The sequence below is a fragment of the Proteus appendicitidis genome (assembly GCF_030271835.1).
Classification (GTDB): Bacteria; Pseudomonadota; Gammaproteobacteria; order Enterobacterales; family Enterobacteriaceae; genus Proteus; species Proteus appendicitidis.
Map to the genome: position 1 here is coordinate 1,132,260 of NZ_CP127389.1, position 16,550 is coordinate 1,148,809.

At 40.1% G+C, this 16,550-nt stretch carries 16 protein-coding genes; 4 read left to right on the forward strand and 12 right to left on the reverse strand.

All coding sequences use genetic code 11. The features are described 5' to 3' along the window. Positions 1-10: 10 nt before the first annotated feature. From nadD to QQS39_RS05235, 8 genes are all read right to left on the reverse strand, one after another. Positions 11-682 carry a nicotinate-nucleotide adenylyltransferase gene (nadD, locus tag QQS39_RS05200; RefSeq protein WP_285805506.1) on the reverse strand — a complete coding sequence of 224 codons (672 nt, stop codon included), beginning with the start codon at positions 680-682 and terminating at the stop codon, positions 11-13. Next, complete coding sequence (gene holA / locus QQS39_RS05205; protein ID WP_285805507.1) at positions 675-1,709, reverse strand: DNA polymerase III subunit delta; 1,035 nt, start codon at positions 1,707-1,709, stop codon at positions 675-677. Before holA ends, nadD begins: the two co-directional genes overlap by 8 nt. Continuing rightward, the gene (gene lptE, locus QQS39_RS05210) at positions 1,706-2,254 is read right to left on the reverse strand and encodes an LPS assembly lipoprotein LptE (RefSeq protein ID WP_285805508.1); all 549 of its coding nucleotides are present in this window, start codon (positions 2,252-2,254) and stop codon (positions 1,706-1,708) included. Before lptE ends, holA begins: the two co-directional genes overlap by 4 nt. Positions 2,255-2,266: 12 nt before the next feature. Next, entirely contained in the window at positions 2,267-4,849 is a 2,583-nt protein-coding gene (gene leuS, locus QQS39_RS05215; protein WP_151434547.1) for a leucine--tRNA ligase, read from the reverse strand. Between the two features lie 326 nt (positions 4,850-5,175). Then, the gene (locus tag QQS39_RS05220) at positions 5,176-5,901 is read right to left on the reverse strand and encodes an amino acid ABC transporter ATP-binding protein (protein ID WP_099075883.1); all 726 of its coding nucleotides are present in this window, start codon (positions 5,899-5,901) and stop codon (positions 5,176-5,178) included. Next, a complete protein-coding gene (gene gltK / locus QQS39_RS05225; protein WP_006537724.1) occupies positions 5,902-6,576 on the reverse strand; it encodes a glutamate/aspartate ABC transporter permease GltK in 675 nt (224 codons plus the stop codon). Continuing rightward, complete coding sequence (locus tag QQS39_RS05230; RefSeq protein WP_069370058.1) at positions 6,576-7,316, reverse strand: amino acid ABC transporter permease; 741 nt, start codon at positions 7,314-7,316, stop codon at positions 6,576-6,578. Before QQS39_RS05230 ends, gltK begins: the two co-directional genes overlap by 1 nt. 116 nt (positions 7,317-7,432) lie before the next feature. Next, positions 7,433-8,326, reverse strand: a complete 894-nt coding sequence (locus QQS39_RS05235) for an amino acid ABC transporter substrate-binding protein (RefSeq protein ID WP_285805509.1) — start codon at positions 8,324-8,326, stop codon at positions 7,433-7,435. A 365-nt stretch (positions 8,327-8,691) separates the two neighbouring features. On the opposite strand from QQS39_RS05235, the gene QQS39_RS05240 reads away from it, so the two are divergent. The 4 genes from QQS39_RS05240 (at position 8,692) to QQS39_RS05255 (ending at position 12,439) form a co-directional block, all read left to right on the forward strand. Continuing rightward, the gene (locus tag QQS39_RS05240; RefSeq protein ID WP_196570421.1) at positions 8,692-9,081 is read left to right on the forward strand and encodes a metal resistance protein; all 390 of its coding nucleotides are present in this window, start codon (positions 8,692-8,694) and stop codon (positions 9,079-9,081) included. An 84-nt stretch (positions 9,082-9,165) separates the two neighbouring features. Further along, positions 9,166-11,205: a protein-disulfide reductase DsbD family protein gene (locus QQS39_RS05245; protein ID WP_285805510.1), complete on the forward strand. Its 2,040-nt coding sequence runs from the start codon at positions 9,166-9,168 to the stop codon at positions 11,203-11,205. Further along, a complete protein-coding gene (locus QQS39_RS05250) occupies positions 11,205-11,936 on the forward strand; it encodes a DsbA family protein (RefSeq protein WP_151434551.1) in 732 nt (243 codons plus the stop codon). Before QQS39_RS05245 ends, QQS39_RS05250 begins: the two co-directional genes overlap by 1 nt. Further along, a complete protein-coding gene (locus QQS39_RS05255) occupies positions 11,936-12,439 on the forward strand; it encodes a protein disulfide oxidoreductase (protein WP_151434552.1) in 504 nt (167 codons plus the stop codon). The genes QQS39_RS05250 and QQS39_RS05255 overlap by 1 nt, the downstream gene beginning before the upstream one ends. A gap of 87 nt (positions 12,440-12,526) precedes the next feature. On the opposite strand, the gene lnt is transcribed toward QQS39_RS05255, so the two are convergent. The 4 genes from lnt to QQS39_RS05275 form a co-directional block, all read right to left on the reverse strand. Beyond that, positions 12,527-14,053, reverse strand: a complete 1,527-nt coding sequence (lnt, locus tag QQS39_RS05260; protein ID WP_151434553.1) for an apolipoprotein N-acyltransferase — start codon at positions 14,051-14,053, stop codon at positions 12,527-12,529. A 7-nt stretch (positions 14,054-14,060) separates the two neighbouring features. Then, on the reverse strand, positions 14,061-14,942 hold the full coding sequence (corC, locus tag QQS39_RS05265; protein ID WP_196570416.1) for a CNNM family magnesium/cobalt transport protein CorC: 882 nt from the start codon (positions 14,940-14,942) through the stop codon (positions 14,061-14,063). 71 nt (positions 14,943-15,013) lie between these two features. Beyond that, positions 15,014-15,481 carry an rRNA maturation RNase YbeY gene (ybeY, locus tag QQS39_RS05270; protein ID WP_151434555.1) on the reverse strand — a complete coding sequence of 156 codons (468 nt, stop codon included), beginning with the start codon at positions 15,479-15,481 and terminating at the stop codon, positions 15,014-15,016. Continuing rightward, a complete protein-coding gene (locus QQS39_RS05275; RefSeq protein WP_285805511.1) occupies positions 15,474-16,535 on the reverse strand; it encodes a PhoH family protein in 1,062 nt (353 codons plus the stop codon). Before QQS39_RS05275 ends, ybeY begins: the two co-directional genes overlap by 8 nt. Between the last annotated feature and the right edge of the window lie 15 nt (positions 16,536-16,550).

A 16,550-nucleotide genomic window follows, 5' to 3' on the forward strand; every position in this document is an offset into this window, starting at 1 on the left:
AAAGCATAGGTTATTTATAAAGTTGTTGTTGGCGAATATAGTTTTCAACGGAGCTGGGGAGTAAATCGCGGCAATCTAAACCTGCTTTGTGGCGCGCACGAATGTCTGTCGCTGAAATATTATAAAGTGGCGTGTCAGCGAGGAATATTTTACCTGCGGGTAAGCAATGAATATCTTCTTGCTGTTTGGTTTGGTGCTTTTCTAACCATGCTTGCATTTGCGCTGATCCAAAATGCGTTTGATAGCCAGGACGAGCGCAAACTAATAAATGGCACACGTCTAATAAACTTTCCCATTTGTGCCATGTATTTATTGAAAGCAATGAATCTTGACCAATAATAAAGGCTAAAGGTTGTTTATCGCCAATTTCTTGTCTGAAGTCTTTTAATGTCTCTATGCTATAAGAGGGCGTTGGTTTTTCAAGCTCGCGGGTATCCACTTTAAAAGAAGAATATGGTTCGAGTGCGAGGCGTACCATTTCAAGACGTTGTTGAGAAGATGCCTCTGGTTGAGGGCGATGTGGCGGAATATTGTTAGGTAACCAAATCACTTCTTTTAAACCAATTAATCCTGAAAGTGCTTCAACCGGACGCAAATGCCCATAATGAATAGGATCAAATGTACCACCATATAAAGCGATGGCTTGGTTAATTAAAGGTGTTGAGTGATTGGCTTTAGGCATGACTGACAAATCCTTCTGGTAATGCTTTTCCACAAAGTAATAAACCCAGAGCGCTAAGCGAGGGCCAAACTGTCTGTCCGTAATCTTGCTTAATTGTAATTTCAATTGTTGCAAGTAATCGTATTGCTGTCAGCAATTGATGTTCAGATAAGCGCTGTAGTGCTGCTGTGAATATTGGGCGTCGGTTTTGCCAAATTCGATGTTTATCAAAAATCGTTTTTAGCGAAGCTGTTTTAGATTCACGATGTAGCGTAATCAACTGCATTAATTCACGTTGTAAAGTTCTGAGTAAAATAACAGGTTCAGAGTCTTCTCTTTTTAGTTGTTGCAAGATATGCCATGCACGTTGCGTTTTCCCTGCAAGTAATGCATCAACCCAGTGATAAGGGGTAAAATGTGACGCGTCATTGACCGCTGCTTCGACTCTTGGGAGTGTTAGCTTTCCGTCAGGGTACAATAGAGAAAGGCGCTCGATGGCTTGTGCTAGTGCGAGTAAATTCCCTTCATAACAGTAGCAAAGTAATTGATTACCTTGTTCATCCAGCGCTAACCCTTTTTGTTTTGCTCGACGCGCAACCCAATTAGGCAATTTATCAAGCTCCGGTGTCAGGCAAGAAACATAGGTTCCATGTTGGCTTAATGTTTTAAACCATTCACTGTTTTCTTGCGCTTTGGTGAGTTTATTGCCACGTAAAATCAACAATAAATCTTGATGCAATTCTTGAGATAGGCGAGTGAGTTTCTCTGACATCACTGCATTGGGGCCATTTTCAGGTAAATGCAGTAAAAGAGATTGTCTTTGAGAAAAAAGGCTTAGCGATTGACAAAGCGAGTAAATTTCATTCCAGTCCGTATTATTATCAAGGGTAAATTGATAATGCTCGATAAATCCTTGGGATTTAGCTACGGATTGAATAGCATCTTGAGACTCTTGGAGTAACAGCGGTTCATTACCCCAGAGTAGGTAACTTTGGCGCAGCCCCTCTTGGAGCTGCGCATTCAGTTGTTCTGGATATAAGCGGATCATTTGGCTGGTGAGATTATCTGTTTTGCCTGCTCAGCTTGTGCGGTTTTTTGGCGTTCAGCGTTATGAACAACCAATAATTTACGCACTAATATTGCTGTCGCTTGTTCACGCATCTCTTGCTTGATAATGTCATTTTCAGCATCTTTCGCTAATGCTTCTAATGGGTTATCGAAGAATGGGCGTGAAACCTGTGATGAAATTGGGTAAATCGTACCATCAGGCATAATCACTTGTGCATCAAGCACAAATGTTAACTGACGTTCTGCTGATTTACCGTCTTGATACACAGAGACGGTCTCTTTACTTTCTGATGAACCAATAATTTTAAGAATAGGGATATTGGCTGTTGGATTTTCAACAAGCTGAACACCACTAAGTCTAAGTTGTTGACGCATTATACGAGATAATGGGCCATAAGGGTCACCAGAGCTAAGATAAAGCGTTTTTAATTCTGCTGGAACCTGAGTTTTACCTTGAAGGTGAAAACCACAGCCAGCGGTGATTAACACCGCTAAACCGAAAAATAGCGAAAGTAGATATCGCACTAGGCCTCCTTATCAGCCAACAACCATGTTCAGTAATTTTCCTGGAACATAGATGACTTTACGAATAGTCACATCTTCCAAGTATTTAGCAACACTGTACTCTTTTGTCGCCATTTCCTGAACATATTCTTTTTCTGAATTAGCCGGAACAGTGACTCGACCACGCACTTTACCATTCACTTGAACGATGATCAGTTTGGTGTCATCGACCATTGCTTCTTCATCAGCAACCGGCCATGGTGCAACATCAACGTCCTCTTTTCCACCTAATGCTTGCCACATAACGAAACATGCATGAGGGATGATTGGAGAAAGCATACGAACAATAGCTTCTAATGCTTCTTGCATTAAAGCACGATCTTGCTCTGTTTCTTGTGTTGCACGAGTTAATTTATTCATTAACTCCATAATGGCGGCAATCGCGGTGTTAAAGGCTAAACGACGACCTACGTCATCAGATACTTTCGCAATTGTTTTATGTAAGTCACGACGTAAATCTTTTTGTTCTTCTGTCAGTGCAGAAAGATCAAGAGGCTGTGTCGCTCCTTTTTGAGAGTGTTCGTGAACTAAACGCCATAAACGACGTAAGAAACGGTTTGCACCTTCAACGCTAGATTCCTGCCATTCCAGTGTTAATTCTGGTGGAGCAGCAAACATCATAAATAAACGAACGGTATCTGCACCATAACGTTCAACCATCGTTTGTGGGTCGATACCGTTATTTTTAGATTTAGACATTTTGCTCATGCCAGCATAAGTCAATTCATGACCTTCGCTGTCAGTCGCTTTAATGATGCGATTTTTCTCATCACGTTCAACAATAGCTTCAGCAGGAGATACCCAATGGCGAGCGCCATCTTCACCCGTGTGATAGAACGCATCCGCTAATACCATGCCTTGACACAGTAAGCGTTTTGCAGGTTCATCAGAGTTTACTAAACCAGCATCACGCATCAGCTTATGGAAGAAGCGGAAATACATTAAGTGCATGATTGCGTGTTCAATACCACCGATATACCAGTCAACTGGTAACCAATAGTTAGCGGCTTTCGGATCTAACATGCCTTTATCGTAATCAGGGCAGGTATAACGAGCGTAATACCAAGAAGATTCCATAAAGGTGTCAAAAGTATCTGTTTCACGCAGCGCTGGCTGACCATTGATTGTGGTTTTTGCCCACTCAGGATCTGCTTTGATTGGGCTGGTGATCCCGTCCATTTTTACATCTTCTGGCAGGATAACAGGGAGTTGATCTTCAGGAACAGGAACAACAGTACCGTCTTCTAAAGTCGCCATTGGAATTGGCGCACCCCAGTAACGTTGACGAGAAACCCCCCAGTCACGTAAACGGTAGTTAACTTTGCGCTCACCAACACCCATTTGTGCCAGTTTATCTGCAATTGCATTAAAGCCAGCTTGGTTGTCTAATCCAGAGAATTCACCAGAGTTAATCAGGCTATTTTTTTCGGTTAATGCACCTTCAGATAAGTCAGGTTGATTACCTTCGGCATCCGCAATAACAGCTTTAATAGGTAAATTGTATTTAGTTGCAAATTCCCAGTCACGTTCATCATGACCTGGAACCGCCATTACAGCACCTGTGCCGTATTCCATTAATACAAAGTTAGCAACCCAAATAGCGACTTTCTCTTTAGTCAATGGATGAATAGCATAAAGACCTGTTGCAATCCCTTTTTTCTCCATTGTTGCCATATCGGCTTCTGCCATTTTCATGTTACGGCATTCATCAATGAAGTGTTGAACTTCAGGATTATTTTGAGCAGCTTTTTGTGCTAATGGGTGACCTGCTGCAACGGCAACATAAGTGACACCCATAAATGTATCAGGACGCGTTGTATAAACGGTCATTGTGTCGTTGCTGTCAGCAACATCAAATTTAATTTCGACGCCTTCAGAACGACCAATCCAGTTACGTTGCATGGTCTTAACTTGTTCAGGCCATTCATCTAACGTATCTAAATCGTTTAACAGCTCTTCTGCATATTCGGTAATTTTGATAAACCACTGTGGAATTTCTTTACGCTCAACAGGGGTATCACAACGCCAGCAGCAGCCATCGATAACTTGTTCGTTGGCTAAAACTGTTAAGTCGTGTGGGCACCAGTTAACCGCAGAGGTTTTTTTATAAACTAAGCCTTTTTCATATAACTTAGTAAAGAACCATTGTTCCCAGCGATAATATTCTGGTGTGCAGGTAGTGACTTCACGATCCCAATCGTAACCAAAACCTAGTTTTTTTAACTGGTTTTTCATGTAATTGATGTTTTCGTAAGTCCATGGTGCAGGGGCTGTTTTATTTTTTACTGCGGCACCTTCTGCGGGTAAACCAAACGCATCCCAACCAATAGGTTGTAAGACGTTTTTACCTAGCATACGTTGATAACGGGAAATCACGTCACCAATGGTGTAGTTACGGACGTGTCCCATGTGTAGTCGGCCAGAAGGATAAGGTAGCATTGACAGGCAGTAATATTTTTCTTTGTTATTATCTTCTGTCACTTTAAATGTATTGTTCTTTTCCCAGTGTTCCTGGATAGTTTGCTCTATATCTTCGGGACGATATTGTTCTTGCATGGCACCGATAATCCTATGGTGAATTAATGGCTACCGGAGGGTAACCGCTATTATGAAATTAAGACTTGCATAGCATAGCTGATTTTGTCTAATAGCCACAACTATTGATCTCAATGAAAGCCACTGTTTGCATAACTTTTTCAACATAATTGCGAGATATCTTGGAAAGAGCTAAGGCAAAAAGATAATAAATGCGTATTTCCTGAAAAAATACTAGTGATATTGCGAAAAAAGAAGATTATTTGATATTTAATTGCGAGGTTAATCGAAATTATTATTTTGAGCTGACGTGCCAAAAAAGCACGTCAGCAGAGGGGATGTGGGAATTAGTGTAGAATTTTAGCGAGGAAATCTTTTGCTCGTGCTGATTTTGGATTATCAAAAAAGTCATTTTTAGGTCTATCTTCCACAATTCGACCTTCGTCCATAAAAATAATACGGTCAGCAACTTTTTTAGCAAACCCCATCTCATGGGTTACTACCATCATCGTCATACCTTCATTTGCAAGCTCTACCATTACATCAAGTACTTCATTAATCATTTCAGGATCAAGCGCTGATGTCGGTTCATCAAATAACATTGCAATCGGGTCCATACATAATGCGCGAGCGATAGCTACACGTTGTTGTTGACCACCTGAAAGCTGTGCTGGATATTTGTTAGCATGGCTTGCTAATCCTACTCGCTCTAATAGCTTTAACCCTTTCTCTTTTGCGGCTCCTTTCTCTCTATTAAGCACTTTAACTTGCGCCAGTGTAAGATTTTCAATAATAGAGAGGTGAGGGAAGAGTTCAAAATGTTGGAATACCATACCCACTTTTGCTCGTAATTTGGCAAGATCAGTATGCTTGTCATTGACTTTGATTTCATTAACAAGGATCTCGCCTTGTTGTATAGGTTCTAAGCCATTTACTGTTTTGATCAGTGTTGATTTACCTGATCCAGAAGGTCCACAGACAACAACAACTTCCCCCTTTTTAACTTCAGTGGAACATTCAGTCAGTACTTGAAACTGACCATACCATTTGGATACGTCTTTTAGGGAAATCATCTAGGTAGTCCTTTTTTTAAGAAAGTTTACTAACATCGAAGCAGCGAAGCTAATAACAAAATAAACAAAACCAGCAAAGAGGATCATTTCAACTTGTGTTCCATCTCGTTCTCCAATATTTGCCGCTGTTCTGAAAAAGTCAGTAAGACTTAAAACGTAAACTAAGGATGTATCTTGGAATAATACAATTCCTTGAGTCAGTAAAAGCGGGATCATGGCTCGAAAGGCTTGAGGTAGGATCACTAAACGCATGGTTTGTGATTTGGTCATACCTAACGCGAGTGAGGCTGAAAATTGTCCTTTGCTAACACTTTGAATACCTGCTCTTATAATTTCAGAGTAATAAGCTGCTTCAAATAAAGAGAACGCTATCATTGCTGAAATTAAACGGATATCACTTTTCGGTGAAAGCCCTAGAACATTTTGTAATATGTTAGGCACAATTAAATAAAACCACAGCAATACCATGACTAATGGAATAGAACGGAAAGTATTAACATAAGCGGCTGCAAACCAGCTAATAGGCTTAAAGGTAGATAGGCGCATAACAGCAAGCACCGTTCCCCATAAAATACCAACCACAATAGCAGTGATAGTAATTTTTAGTGTGATAGCCATACCATCAACTAAAAATGGTAGGCTTGGAACAACAGAACTCCAGTCAAATTCGTACATTATTGACCTCCTGTTGTGCCGGGTAAGCGGACGCGTTTTTCAAGCCAATGCATTATTAGCATAATAATGACATTGATAAATACATAGGCCAGTGTGATTGCAGTGAATGACTCATACGCTTTTGCTGAATAATCGAGGAGTTTATTCGCTTGTGCTGCCATATCAATAAGACCGATAGTAGAGGCAATCGCAGAGTTTTTCACGAGATTGAGCATTTCGGATGTCATTGGTGGAATAATGACTCGGTATGCATTGGGTAATAAAACATAACGATAAGTTTGGGGTAAGGTTAAGCCCAGTGCTAAGCCTGCCGCTTTTTGACCACGGGGTAAGGAGTTTATTGCGGCTCTAACTTGTTCACACATACGCGCTGCGGTAAATAAACCTAAGCAGAGTGCTGATGAGACAAAAAATTGCACATTTGGCGCTAAGTCCATTTTAAACCAATCGCCAATAGATTGAGGTAATAGTTCAGGAATGACGAGATACCACGTAAAGAACTGAACAATAAGTGGTACGTTACGAAATAACTCAACATAAACAGTGCCTAAGCTTGAAAGCCAGCGATTAGGTACTGTACGTAAAATTCCGAATAAAGAACCGACAAGAAAGGCAATAACCCAAGCGCATAAAGATAAGGCAATGGTGACTTGAAAGCCAGAAATTAGCCATCCTAAGTATGTGGTGTTTCCGAAAGGGGCTTCTTGGAAGAATATCCCCCAATCCCAATCAATCGACATGATTTCACCTCCGGTGAAAAAAGAGGGGCAGGGAACGGCTGCCCCAAACTTCACTGATCTGTCTGTCCAACAGATACTTTATAATTATGTATTTTGCATCAACTGCTTATGTGTTTTTAATTCAAAGCTTTATCATTTGGTGATGCAAATAATGCTTTCATTTCATCAGAGATAGTGAATTCTAAGTTAAGATTTTTAGGTGGGATTGGTGCATTAAACCAGCGATTAAACGATTTTTCTGCTTCACCTGATTTTTGCGCTTTAGCGATGGTTTCATCAATTAACGCTTTGAATTGAGCGTCATCTTTACGCAACATACAGCCATAAGCTTCTTCAGATTGTGGGGTTCCTACAATTTCCCACTCACCCGGTTTTTTCGCTTTAGCTCGCTCACCAGCCAGTAATGCGTCATCCATCATAAAGGCAACAGCACGGCCTGATTCAAGTGTACGGAATGAGTCTCCATGATCTTTTGCGCTGATAATGCGCATATTCATCTTTTTCTCATCATTGAGTTTGTTGAGTAACATTTCAGACGTTGTTCCTGATGTTACGACAACGTTTTTACCTGACAAATCAGCAAAATCTTTAATTCCACTGTCTTTTTTCGTCAGTAAACGTGTACCTACGATGAAAATCGTATTAGAGAAGCTAGCTTGTTGCTGACGAGCTTCATTGTTGGTTGTTGAACCACACTCAAAATCAAATGTGCCATTTTGTAATAATGGAATGCGATTCTGAGAAGTAATAGGAATGAGGCGAACTTGTAAGTTTGGTTTGCCTATTTTGTCTTTTACTGCCTGCACAATTAGGTTGGAATAGTCTTGAGAATAGCCAACCACTTTTTGTTGATTATCATAGTAAGAGAAAGGAACAGAGGACTCTCTGTGTCCAACAATAATAATATCGTTATCATTGATTTTCTTTAAGGTTCCAGTGAGTTCTTCTGCCTGCACTGCTGCTGCAGCCCCTAAGATCATTAATGATAATGCTAGTTTACGCATGCGCATAATAACTCCTGTCGTGGTGATAATTGATATTGGTGTTTTGCTTTGTGTTACTTTTTTGTTTTAATTTGTTTTGGTAATGTTAATAGATAGAACAAATAACATACTGTTGTGAAGTGCAATTTGTGAAATACGAGAGGTATCTCCCAATAAAAGAATGAAATCAAATATAGTTGATTATTTTTTTGGAAGTTGTTTTCAATATTTAAAATTATTGTAGTAGAAACCCTATAGAAATAAAGGTTAAAAATGAAAATTTGAGATAATGCGAAAAATAAACTAAACAGGGATTTGTAAAGTTTGTCTTAAGGAGTTGTTTGTCTGTGGATTACCGTTAAGATAGCGAGTCATATTGATGAGGAACATCTATGAGTAATTGGCGGTCAGGTCGCTGGCTAGTGGTGATAACAGTTTTGCTGATCTTGTGTTGCATTGTTCAGCGTTCATTAGGTGCCCACATCATTAGTGAGCGCTTAGCAACGGCTGTTGCTCAAACACAATACCCATTATCAACACCCATTGCCGATGAAAATAGTGCAACAGAGCGCACTTATTCACTGTCTACCTGTGAATTAAGCGCCAAATCATTATTATCTGTTCCTCCATTAACAATAGAGCCATTTTTCCATTCATGGGCAGTATTGCTATTGTTAAGTATGGCTGCCATCTATGTGTCGCGCCGGCGTAATCAGAAAAAACATCATCATCCACCTCCTCCAATCAGACTTCACCTTCATTATTGTATTTTGAGGGATTAGAAATTTCCTTTTAGCTAAAAGATTGCGCGTCTATTTTAGACGTTGCTCTATGTGTAGCGTTGTAGGAATTTTTAGGGAGTTGTTATGTTTCGTTCTTTTGTTATGGCGTTGATATTAACGCTATTTACTTTATCTACTTCTCAAGCCGCAGATACAGGCTGGTTAACCACGCCTGATAATTCTCATGCACAAGTTAGGGCGATGGCACAAAAGTCTCCAGCAGGTGACGTGAAAGTTTTACTTGAAGTACAGCTTGAGTCTGGTTGGAAAACGTATTGGCGTTCTCCGGGAGAAGGCGGTGTTGCCCCTGAAATTAATTGGTCACAAGATGTAAGTGCAATGGTTTGGCATTGGCCTTCGCCTTCAGCTTTTGATGTAGCAGGTATTCATACCCAAGGTTATGATAAACAAGTTATTTTTCCCATTGAGTTATCCCCTGTTCACGCTGATCGTTTAACAGGCGTTTTAACGTTATCAACATGCAGTAATGTCTGTATTCTGACTGACTACACTTTAGATTTAGATCTTACCGAACCTGTACCTGCTGATTTTGAATGGCAATATAATCAGGCTATGGGCAAGATCCCTGTTGGAACAGGATTAATATCATCAGTTTCTTCTGGTTATAACAATAGCCAACTCACTATCTCTTTACAAAGAGAGCAAGGTGCTTGGGTTAAACCTAATATTTATCTCGATCCTCCTGAAGGTATGCTCTACGGTATTCCAAAATTAAATCATCAAGATAAAAACCTATTTGTCACGGTTGATGTGACAGATGATTGGGGGGATGCTGCTGGTGATATCTCAGGTAAAGTGCTTTCTTTTGTCATTACTGACCAAGGTTTTTCTCGTCAAGTTAATGGCACAATAGGGCATGGAACAGAGAATACTACTCCACCTTCTAATTCAGGTATGGGGCTTTGGGGTATTCTTGCTTTTGCACTATTGGGTGGCTTAATTCTGAATTTAATGCCCTGTGTATTACCCGTGCTTGCGATGAAAATGGGATCAATTTTACATCTCGAAAATCGAGATAAAGGTGTTATTCGCAAGCAATTCTCTGTTTCTGTTTTAGGTATTTTAGTCTCATTTTGGGCGCTAGCGCTGTTTATGACAGGCTTACGTTATAGCCAAGAAGCCTTAGGTTGGGGAATTCAATTCCAAAGCCCTTGGTTTATTGGCTTTATGGTATTAGTTACCGCTATTTTTACGGCAAATCTATTTGGATTATTTGAACTGCGTTTAAGTAGCAATATGAATACCAAAATGGCAACAGCGGGTGGACAAGGATATAGCCGACACTTTTGGGAAGGTGCATTTGCAACTTTACTCGCGACACCTTGTTCTGCACCATTTTTAGGAACCGCAGTCGCTTATGCACTTATAGCGCCTTTAAATGAACTATGGCTTATTTTTACTGCTTTAGGGATTGGAATGAGTTTGCCTTGGATCTTAGTGGCAATATTTCCATCTATCTCCAAAGCGCTACCAAAACCAGGTAAATGGATGAATCGCCTAAGAGTAGTTTTAGGCTTTATGATGTTGTTGTCCAGTATTTGGCTAATAACGCTCTTGATCCCTCATTTGGGAATGCCAATAGTTGCTGGTATTTTTGTTATTATTGGGCTGTTGTTATTGTTTGCTATCGCAAAGCATTATGGCAAAAAAGTATTATTGATTTCTACAGTGGTCGCTTTCCTTTTAGGAGGAAGCACTTATCTATTTGTGGAGCAACCAGCAAGCCAAACACTCGCAGGTCAAGATACGATAAATTGGCAGCCGTTATCAGAAGAAGCAATACACCAAGCATTAGCAGACAATAAACGGGTATTTGTTGATGTAACAGCAGATTGGTGTGTAACCTGCAAAGCAAACAAATACAATGTATTATTGCGAGAAGAGATCCAAGCCGCACTTTCAGCGCCAGATGTTGTCGCATTAAGAGGGGATTGGACTAAACCTTCTGATAAGATCACTCAGTTTTTAAAACAACGTGGTCAAGTTGCAGTACCTTTTAACCAAGTTTATGGACCTTGCCATAAAGATGGCGTGGTTTTACCCCCTATTTTAAATAAAGATTCAACATTGACCGTTCTTTCTGAGGCTAAAGGAGCCAATTAATGAAAAAAACACTTTCTGCACTGGTTATCTCTTCGTTACTTTTTGGTGCAAATGTGCAAGCTGCGGCGTTAAGTGCTGATCAGGAAAAAGAAGTTCGCGCACTGGTTCGTGATACGTTAATCAAGAATCCAGAAATTTTGGAAGAAGCTATTACGGCATTACAAGCACAAAAAGCCGATGAGCAACAAGCTCAATTTCGTACTGCGTTAAAGGCAGAGCATGACGCATTATATAACGATGCAGCAAGCCCTCGTATTGGTGCAAAAGACGCTAAGTTAGTGTTGGTTTCTTTTACTGATTATAACTGTCCTTATTGCAAACGCTTCGACCCATTATTAGAACAAATCACAAAAGATTATCCTGAAGTTGCCGTGGTTATTAAACCATTGCCATTTAAAGGTGAAAGTTCTGCAAAAGCCTCTCAAGCAGTGCTTTCAGTTTGGAAAGAAGATCCAAAGGCGTTCTTAGCATTGCACCAACGCTTAATGCAGAAGAAAACAATGCTAGATAATGCAAGTATTGATGATGCAATGAAAACAACCAATACAAGCAAAGTGAAATTAACAGATGAAAGCTTAAAAGTGTTACAAAATAACTTAGATCTTTCTCGTAAGTTAGGTATCCAAGGTACACCTGCAACTGTTGTTGGCGATATGGTTATTCCTGGCGCCGTTGATTACGCTCAGCTAGAAGTGATTGTGAAAGAGCAATTGGCTAAAGTGAAAAAATAATGCGTAGTCGCTTACGAAAGTGGAGTAAAGAACTGATTGTTCTGCTTGTCATTTTCGTTGTAGCTTCTTTTGCGATGGATTGGTGGCGACAACCTACGCCACCATCTTTGACAAATTTACCTGAGCTATATACTGTCGATAATAAAGTTGTTTCTTTAACTGAATTAAGTGCTGAAAAGCCTTTATTAATCTATTTTTGGGCAACTTGGTGTGGGGTTTGTAAACTAACAACACCCGCAGTAAATTCGTTAGCGCAAGATGGTTATAACGTGACATCTGTTGCGATCCGCTCTGGTGATAACGCAAAGTTAGAGCGCGGTATTCAGTCTAAAGGGCTGCTCTTTCCTGTAATAAATGATAGTCGAGGGGATATTTCTCAGCAGTGGGAAATTAGCGCAACACCTTCATTTGTTATTGTTTATAAAGGGGAAATGGTAGGTTTTACGAGCGGTTGGTCATCTTCGTGGGGATTAAAACTACGTTTATGGTGGGCTGGTCTTTGAACGGTATACAAGCAATCATTTTAAGCGTTAATCGATTAAAAATAACGGAATTCATTATTATATTGAATTCCGTTATTTTATTTTGCTTTACTCAACTCGCCGTTTAATAAAGGCGATGATAAAAAATAATCCAACCATTATCCACAATGGTGTATTACCCCATTTGTAATAAGGGGTTAACCCAGTTGTTGGTGTGATTTTTTCTGCTAAAGCACCTTCTTCAAACTGAGGAAGTTGAGAAATAACATCACCATTGGCTGCAATAAATGCGGTAATACCGTTATTTGTTGAGCGTAATAATGGTCTTCCTAACTCAAGAGAACGCATTCTCGCCATTTGGAAGTGTTGCCAAGGGCCAATTGAATTACCAAACCACGCATCATTAGAAATCGTTAATAAGAACCGTGTATCGGGTTTAAAATTAGCGCGGACTTGTTCACCTAAAATAATTTCGTAGCAAATCGCTGCGGTTATTTTGGCATCATTGACAGTGAGCTGAGGCTGTACATATTCACCTTGGCTTAATGATGACATCGGTAAATTAAAGAAAGGCGCAAGTGGGCGTAATAGCGATGCTAATGGTACATATTCACCAAAAGGAACAAGGTGATGTTTGTTATAGCGATCTGTCGCTGGGTATTGATAAGCATAGTGTTCACCTAATGTGATGACACTATTGTAGAAACGATAACCTTCTAATGTTGGTCGGGCATCAATAATTCCCGTCATTAAATGTGTATCTTGCTCTCTCAGTTGCTTATCAAGCTCAGCTAAAAAGCCTTGTTGTTGAATTTCAACATCAGGGATTGCTGATTCAGGCCAAATAATAAGATTTGCATTACCAATAAAAGGGCGGCTTAAGGTGAGATAGGTTTTTAGCGTGCTCTCTAATGTGCCGGGTTCCCATTTTAATGATTGTGCAATATTACCTTGGATTAATGCAATTTCTTGCGTTTCATCAGGTAAAGGTTGATACCACTGATAGGACTTAAAGCTGATAGGCAATACTAATAAAAGCAGTGCAACCACAAGGCTGTAAATTGATTTACGATAGATTGTAAATGCAATTAATCCACTAATAACGGTTAAGAGCAGCGTTATCATAGTGACACCAAAAACAGGTGCAATACCTTTTAATGGACCATCAATCTGACTATAACCAAACTGTAACCACGGAAAGCCTGATAATACCCATCCCCTTAAAAATTCAGTGATTTGCCATAGTGCAGGGGCTGCAAATACAAATCGCCAGAGTGTTGGTTTGGGAAAAAACTTATTCAGTGATCCTGCAAATAACAGCGTGTAGAGTGATAAATAGAGTGCTAATAAAATTACTAAAAAGATATTTATCGCAAATGGCATACCACCAAAATCAGCAATACTGACATAAACCCAATTTACACCACTACCAAATAACCCAAATCCCCAAGCAAAACCAAGGAATGCGCCTTGACGGGTTGTACGGTTAGTGATTATCAGTAATAAGCCAAGTAGTGAAATTAACGCTGCTGGCCAAAAATCAAATGGCGAAAATGCCAATGTGCCTATGGCACCGAAAAAAACCGCCAGAAGGGCACGAACCCACTGGCGGTTTAAGAAAGAGATCTTATTCATTGATATCCTATGCATCATTACCTAGTTCAGGAACTGGCGCATCATCTGGGATATGCACATAAACCTGAATGATCTTACGGCTATCAGCCATAACAACTTTAAATTGGTAATTATCAATAGTAATAGTTTCACCACGAGCAGGAAGGTGACCAAAGGCTTGCATGACTAAACCGCCAATCGTATCAACTTCTTCATCGCTGAAATGCGTACCGAACGCTTCATTGAAATCTTCTATCTGGGTTAAAGCTCGAACTGAGTAAGCGTGACGACTTAGCGGACGAATATCAATATCATCCTCATCATCATACTCATCTTCAATTTCGCCTACGATAAGTTCAAGAATATCCTCAATTGTGACGAGTCCAGATACACCTCCGAATTCATCGATCACAATCGCCATATGATAGCGTTGAGAGCGGAACTCTTTTAATAGGCGATCAACCCGTTTGCTTTCAGGTACAACAACAGCAGAGCGTAAGACTTTATCCATACTAAATGGCTCTGCGTCAGTGCGCATAAATGGCAGTAGATCTTTTGCCATTAATAAGCCTTCAATATGATCTTTGTCTTCGCTAATGACTGGGAAACGAGAATGTGCTGAATCAATAATCACATCTAAACACTCATCAAGGGTTTGATTGCGTTTTAGTGTGACAATTTGTGAGCGAGGGATCATTATGTCCCGAACACGTTGTTCAGCTATATCCATTACCCCTTCAAGCATGTCGCGGGTGTCAGGATCAATTAATTCTTTCTGTTCAGAATCGCGGATAAGCTCCATCAGATCATCACGGTTTTTAGGTTCACCGTGGAACCACTGATTAAGCAGTGTGAGAAACCCTTTCTTAGGACCAGGGTTATCGTTACTCGAAGATTGGTCGTCGCTCATGGCGTTTTAACTATTTTTCCTCATTGAATGGTTAATTAGATATAGTATTTATCATAAAAATAAGAGAACTGTTACTCTTTTTCAATTAAATAGGGATCTGCATAACCTAAATTTTGTAAGATTTCTGTCTCTAAACCTTCCATTTCTTCGGCTTCATCATCTTCAATATGATCATAGCCTAAAAGATGCAGACATCCATGAATAACCATGTGCGCCCAATGTTCTTCAACAGTCTTACTCTGCTCAACCGCCTCTTTTTCTACCACTTGGCGGCAAATAATCAAATCACCTAATAACGGTAATTCAATTTCAGGGGGTGCCTCAAAGGGAAAAGAAAGCACGTTAGTCGGTTTGTCTTTTCCACGATAAGTGAGATTCAATTCGTGACTTTCTGCTTCATCAACAATACGAATAGTCACTTCACTTACAGGTTGAAATTGCGGTAATACCGCTTCTAACCATGTCATAAATTGGGCTTCAGTAGGAAGCCCTTGCGCATTTTCACTTGCTACTTGTAAATCAAGGATAACTTCACTCATGATTTTCTCTCTGAAGCTTCTCTTTTTCTGCTTTGATAGCTTGACGGCGTTTTTGATCTTCCGTTTCCCAAGCTTCATAGGCAATAACAATTTTGGCAACCACGGGATGACGAACAACGTCTTCACTGTGGAAAAAGTTAAAACTTAAGTCATTAACATCAGATAAAACTTCAATGGTATGACGTAAGCCTGATTTATTGCCTCTTGGCAGGTCAATTTGGGTAATATCCCCAGTGACAACTGCTTTAGAGTTAAAGCCAATACGTGTTAAGAACATTTTCATCTGTTCGATGGTGGTATTTTGGCTTTCATCAAGAATAATAAAGGCGTCATTTAATGTGCGTCCACGCATATAGGCGAGAGGCGCGACTTCAATGACATTGCGCTCTATTAGTTTCTCAACTTTTTCAAAACCTAACATCTCAAATAACGCATCATAAAGTGGTCGTAAATAGGGATCGACTTTTTGACTTAAATCGCCCGGTAAAAAGCCTAGTTTTTCACCGGCTTCAACCGCCGGACGAGTTAATAAAATACGACGCACTTCTTGACGCTCAAGAGCATCAACAGCAGCAGCAACAGCCAGATAAGTTTTCCCTGTACCAGCAGGCCCAATACCAAAAGTAATATCATGGGTTTGGATATTGGCAATATATTGTGCCTGATTCGGTGTACGAGGTTTTATCACACCTCGCTTAGTTCGAATATTGGTTGATTTCCCAAATTCAGGAACATGCTCATCACTTTGCTCAAGCACACGGCTTTCTTTGATTGCAAGGTGAATTTGTTCAGGGTCGATATCGGGGATCACGCCTTTAATTGGCGAGGTTTCCACATACAGGCGACGTAAAATTCCTGCGGCTGCATTGACACACAATGATTTTCCCGTGAGTTTAAAACGGTTATCACGATGATTAATCTCGATACCTAAACGGCGCTCAAGTTGCTTAATATTATCGTCAAATGGACCACATAGGCTCATTAAACGGGCATTGTCAGCTGGCTCTAAGAAGATTTCTTGGGTCGCTACCTGTGCATGTGCTATTACTGTCACTGATTATCCTTTTGT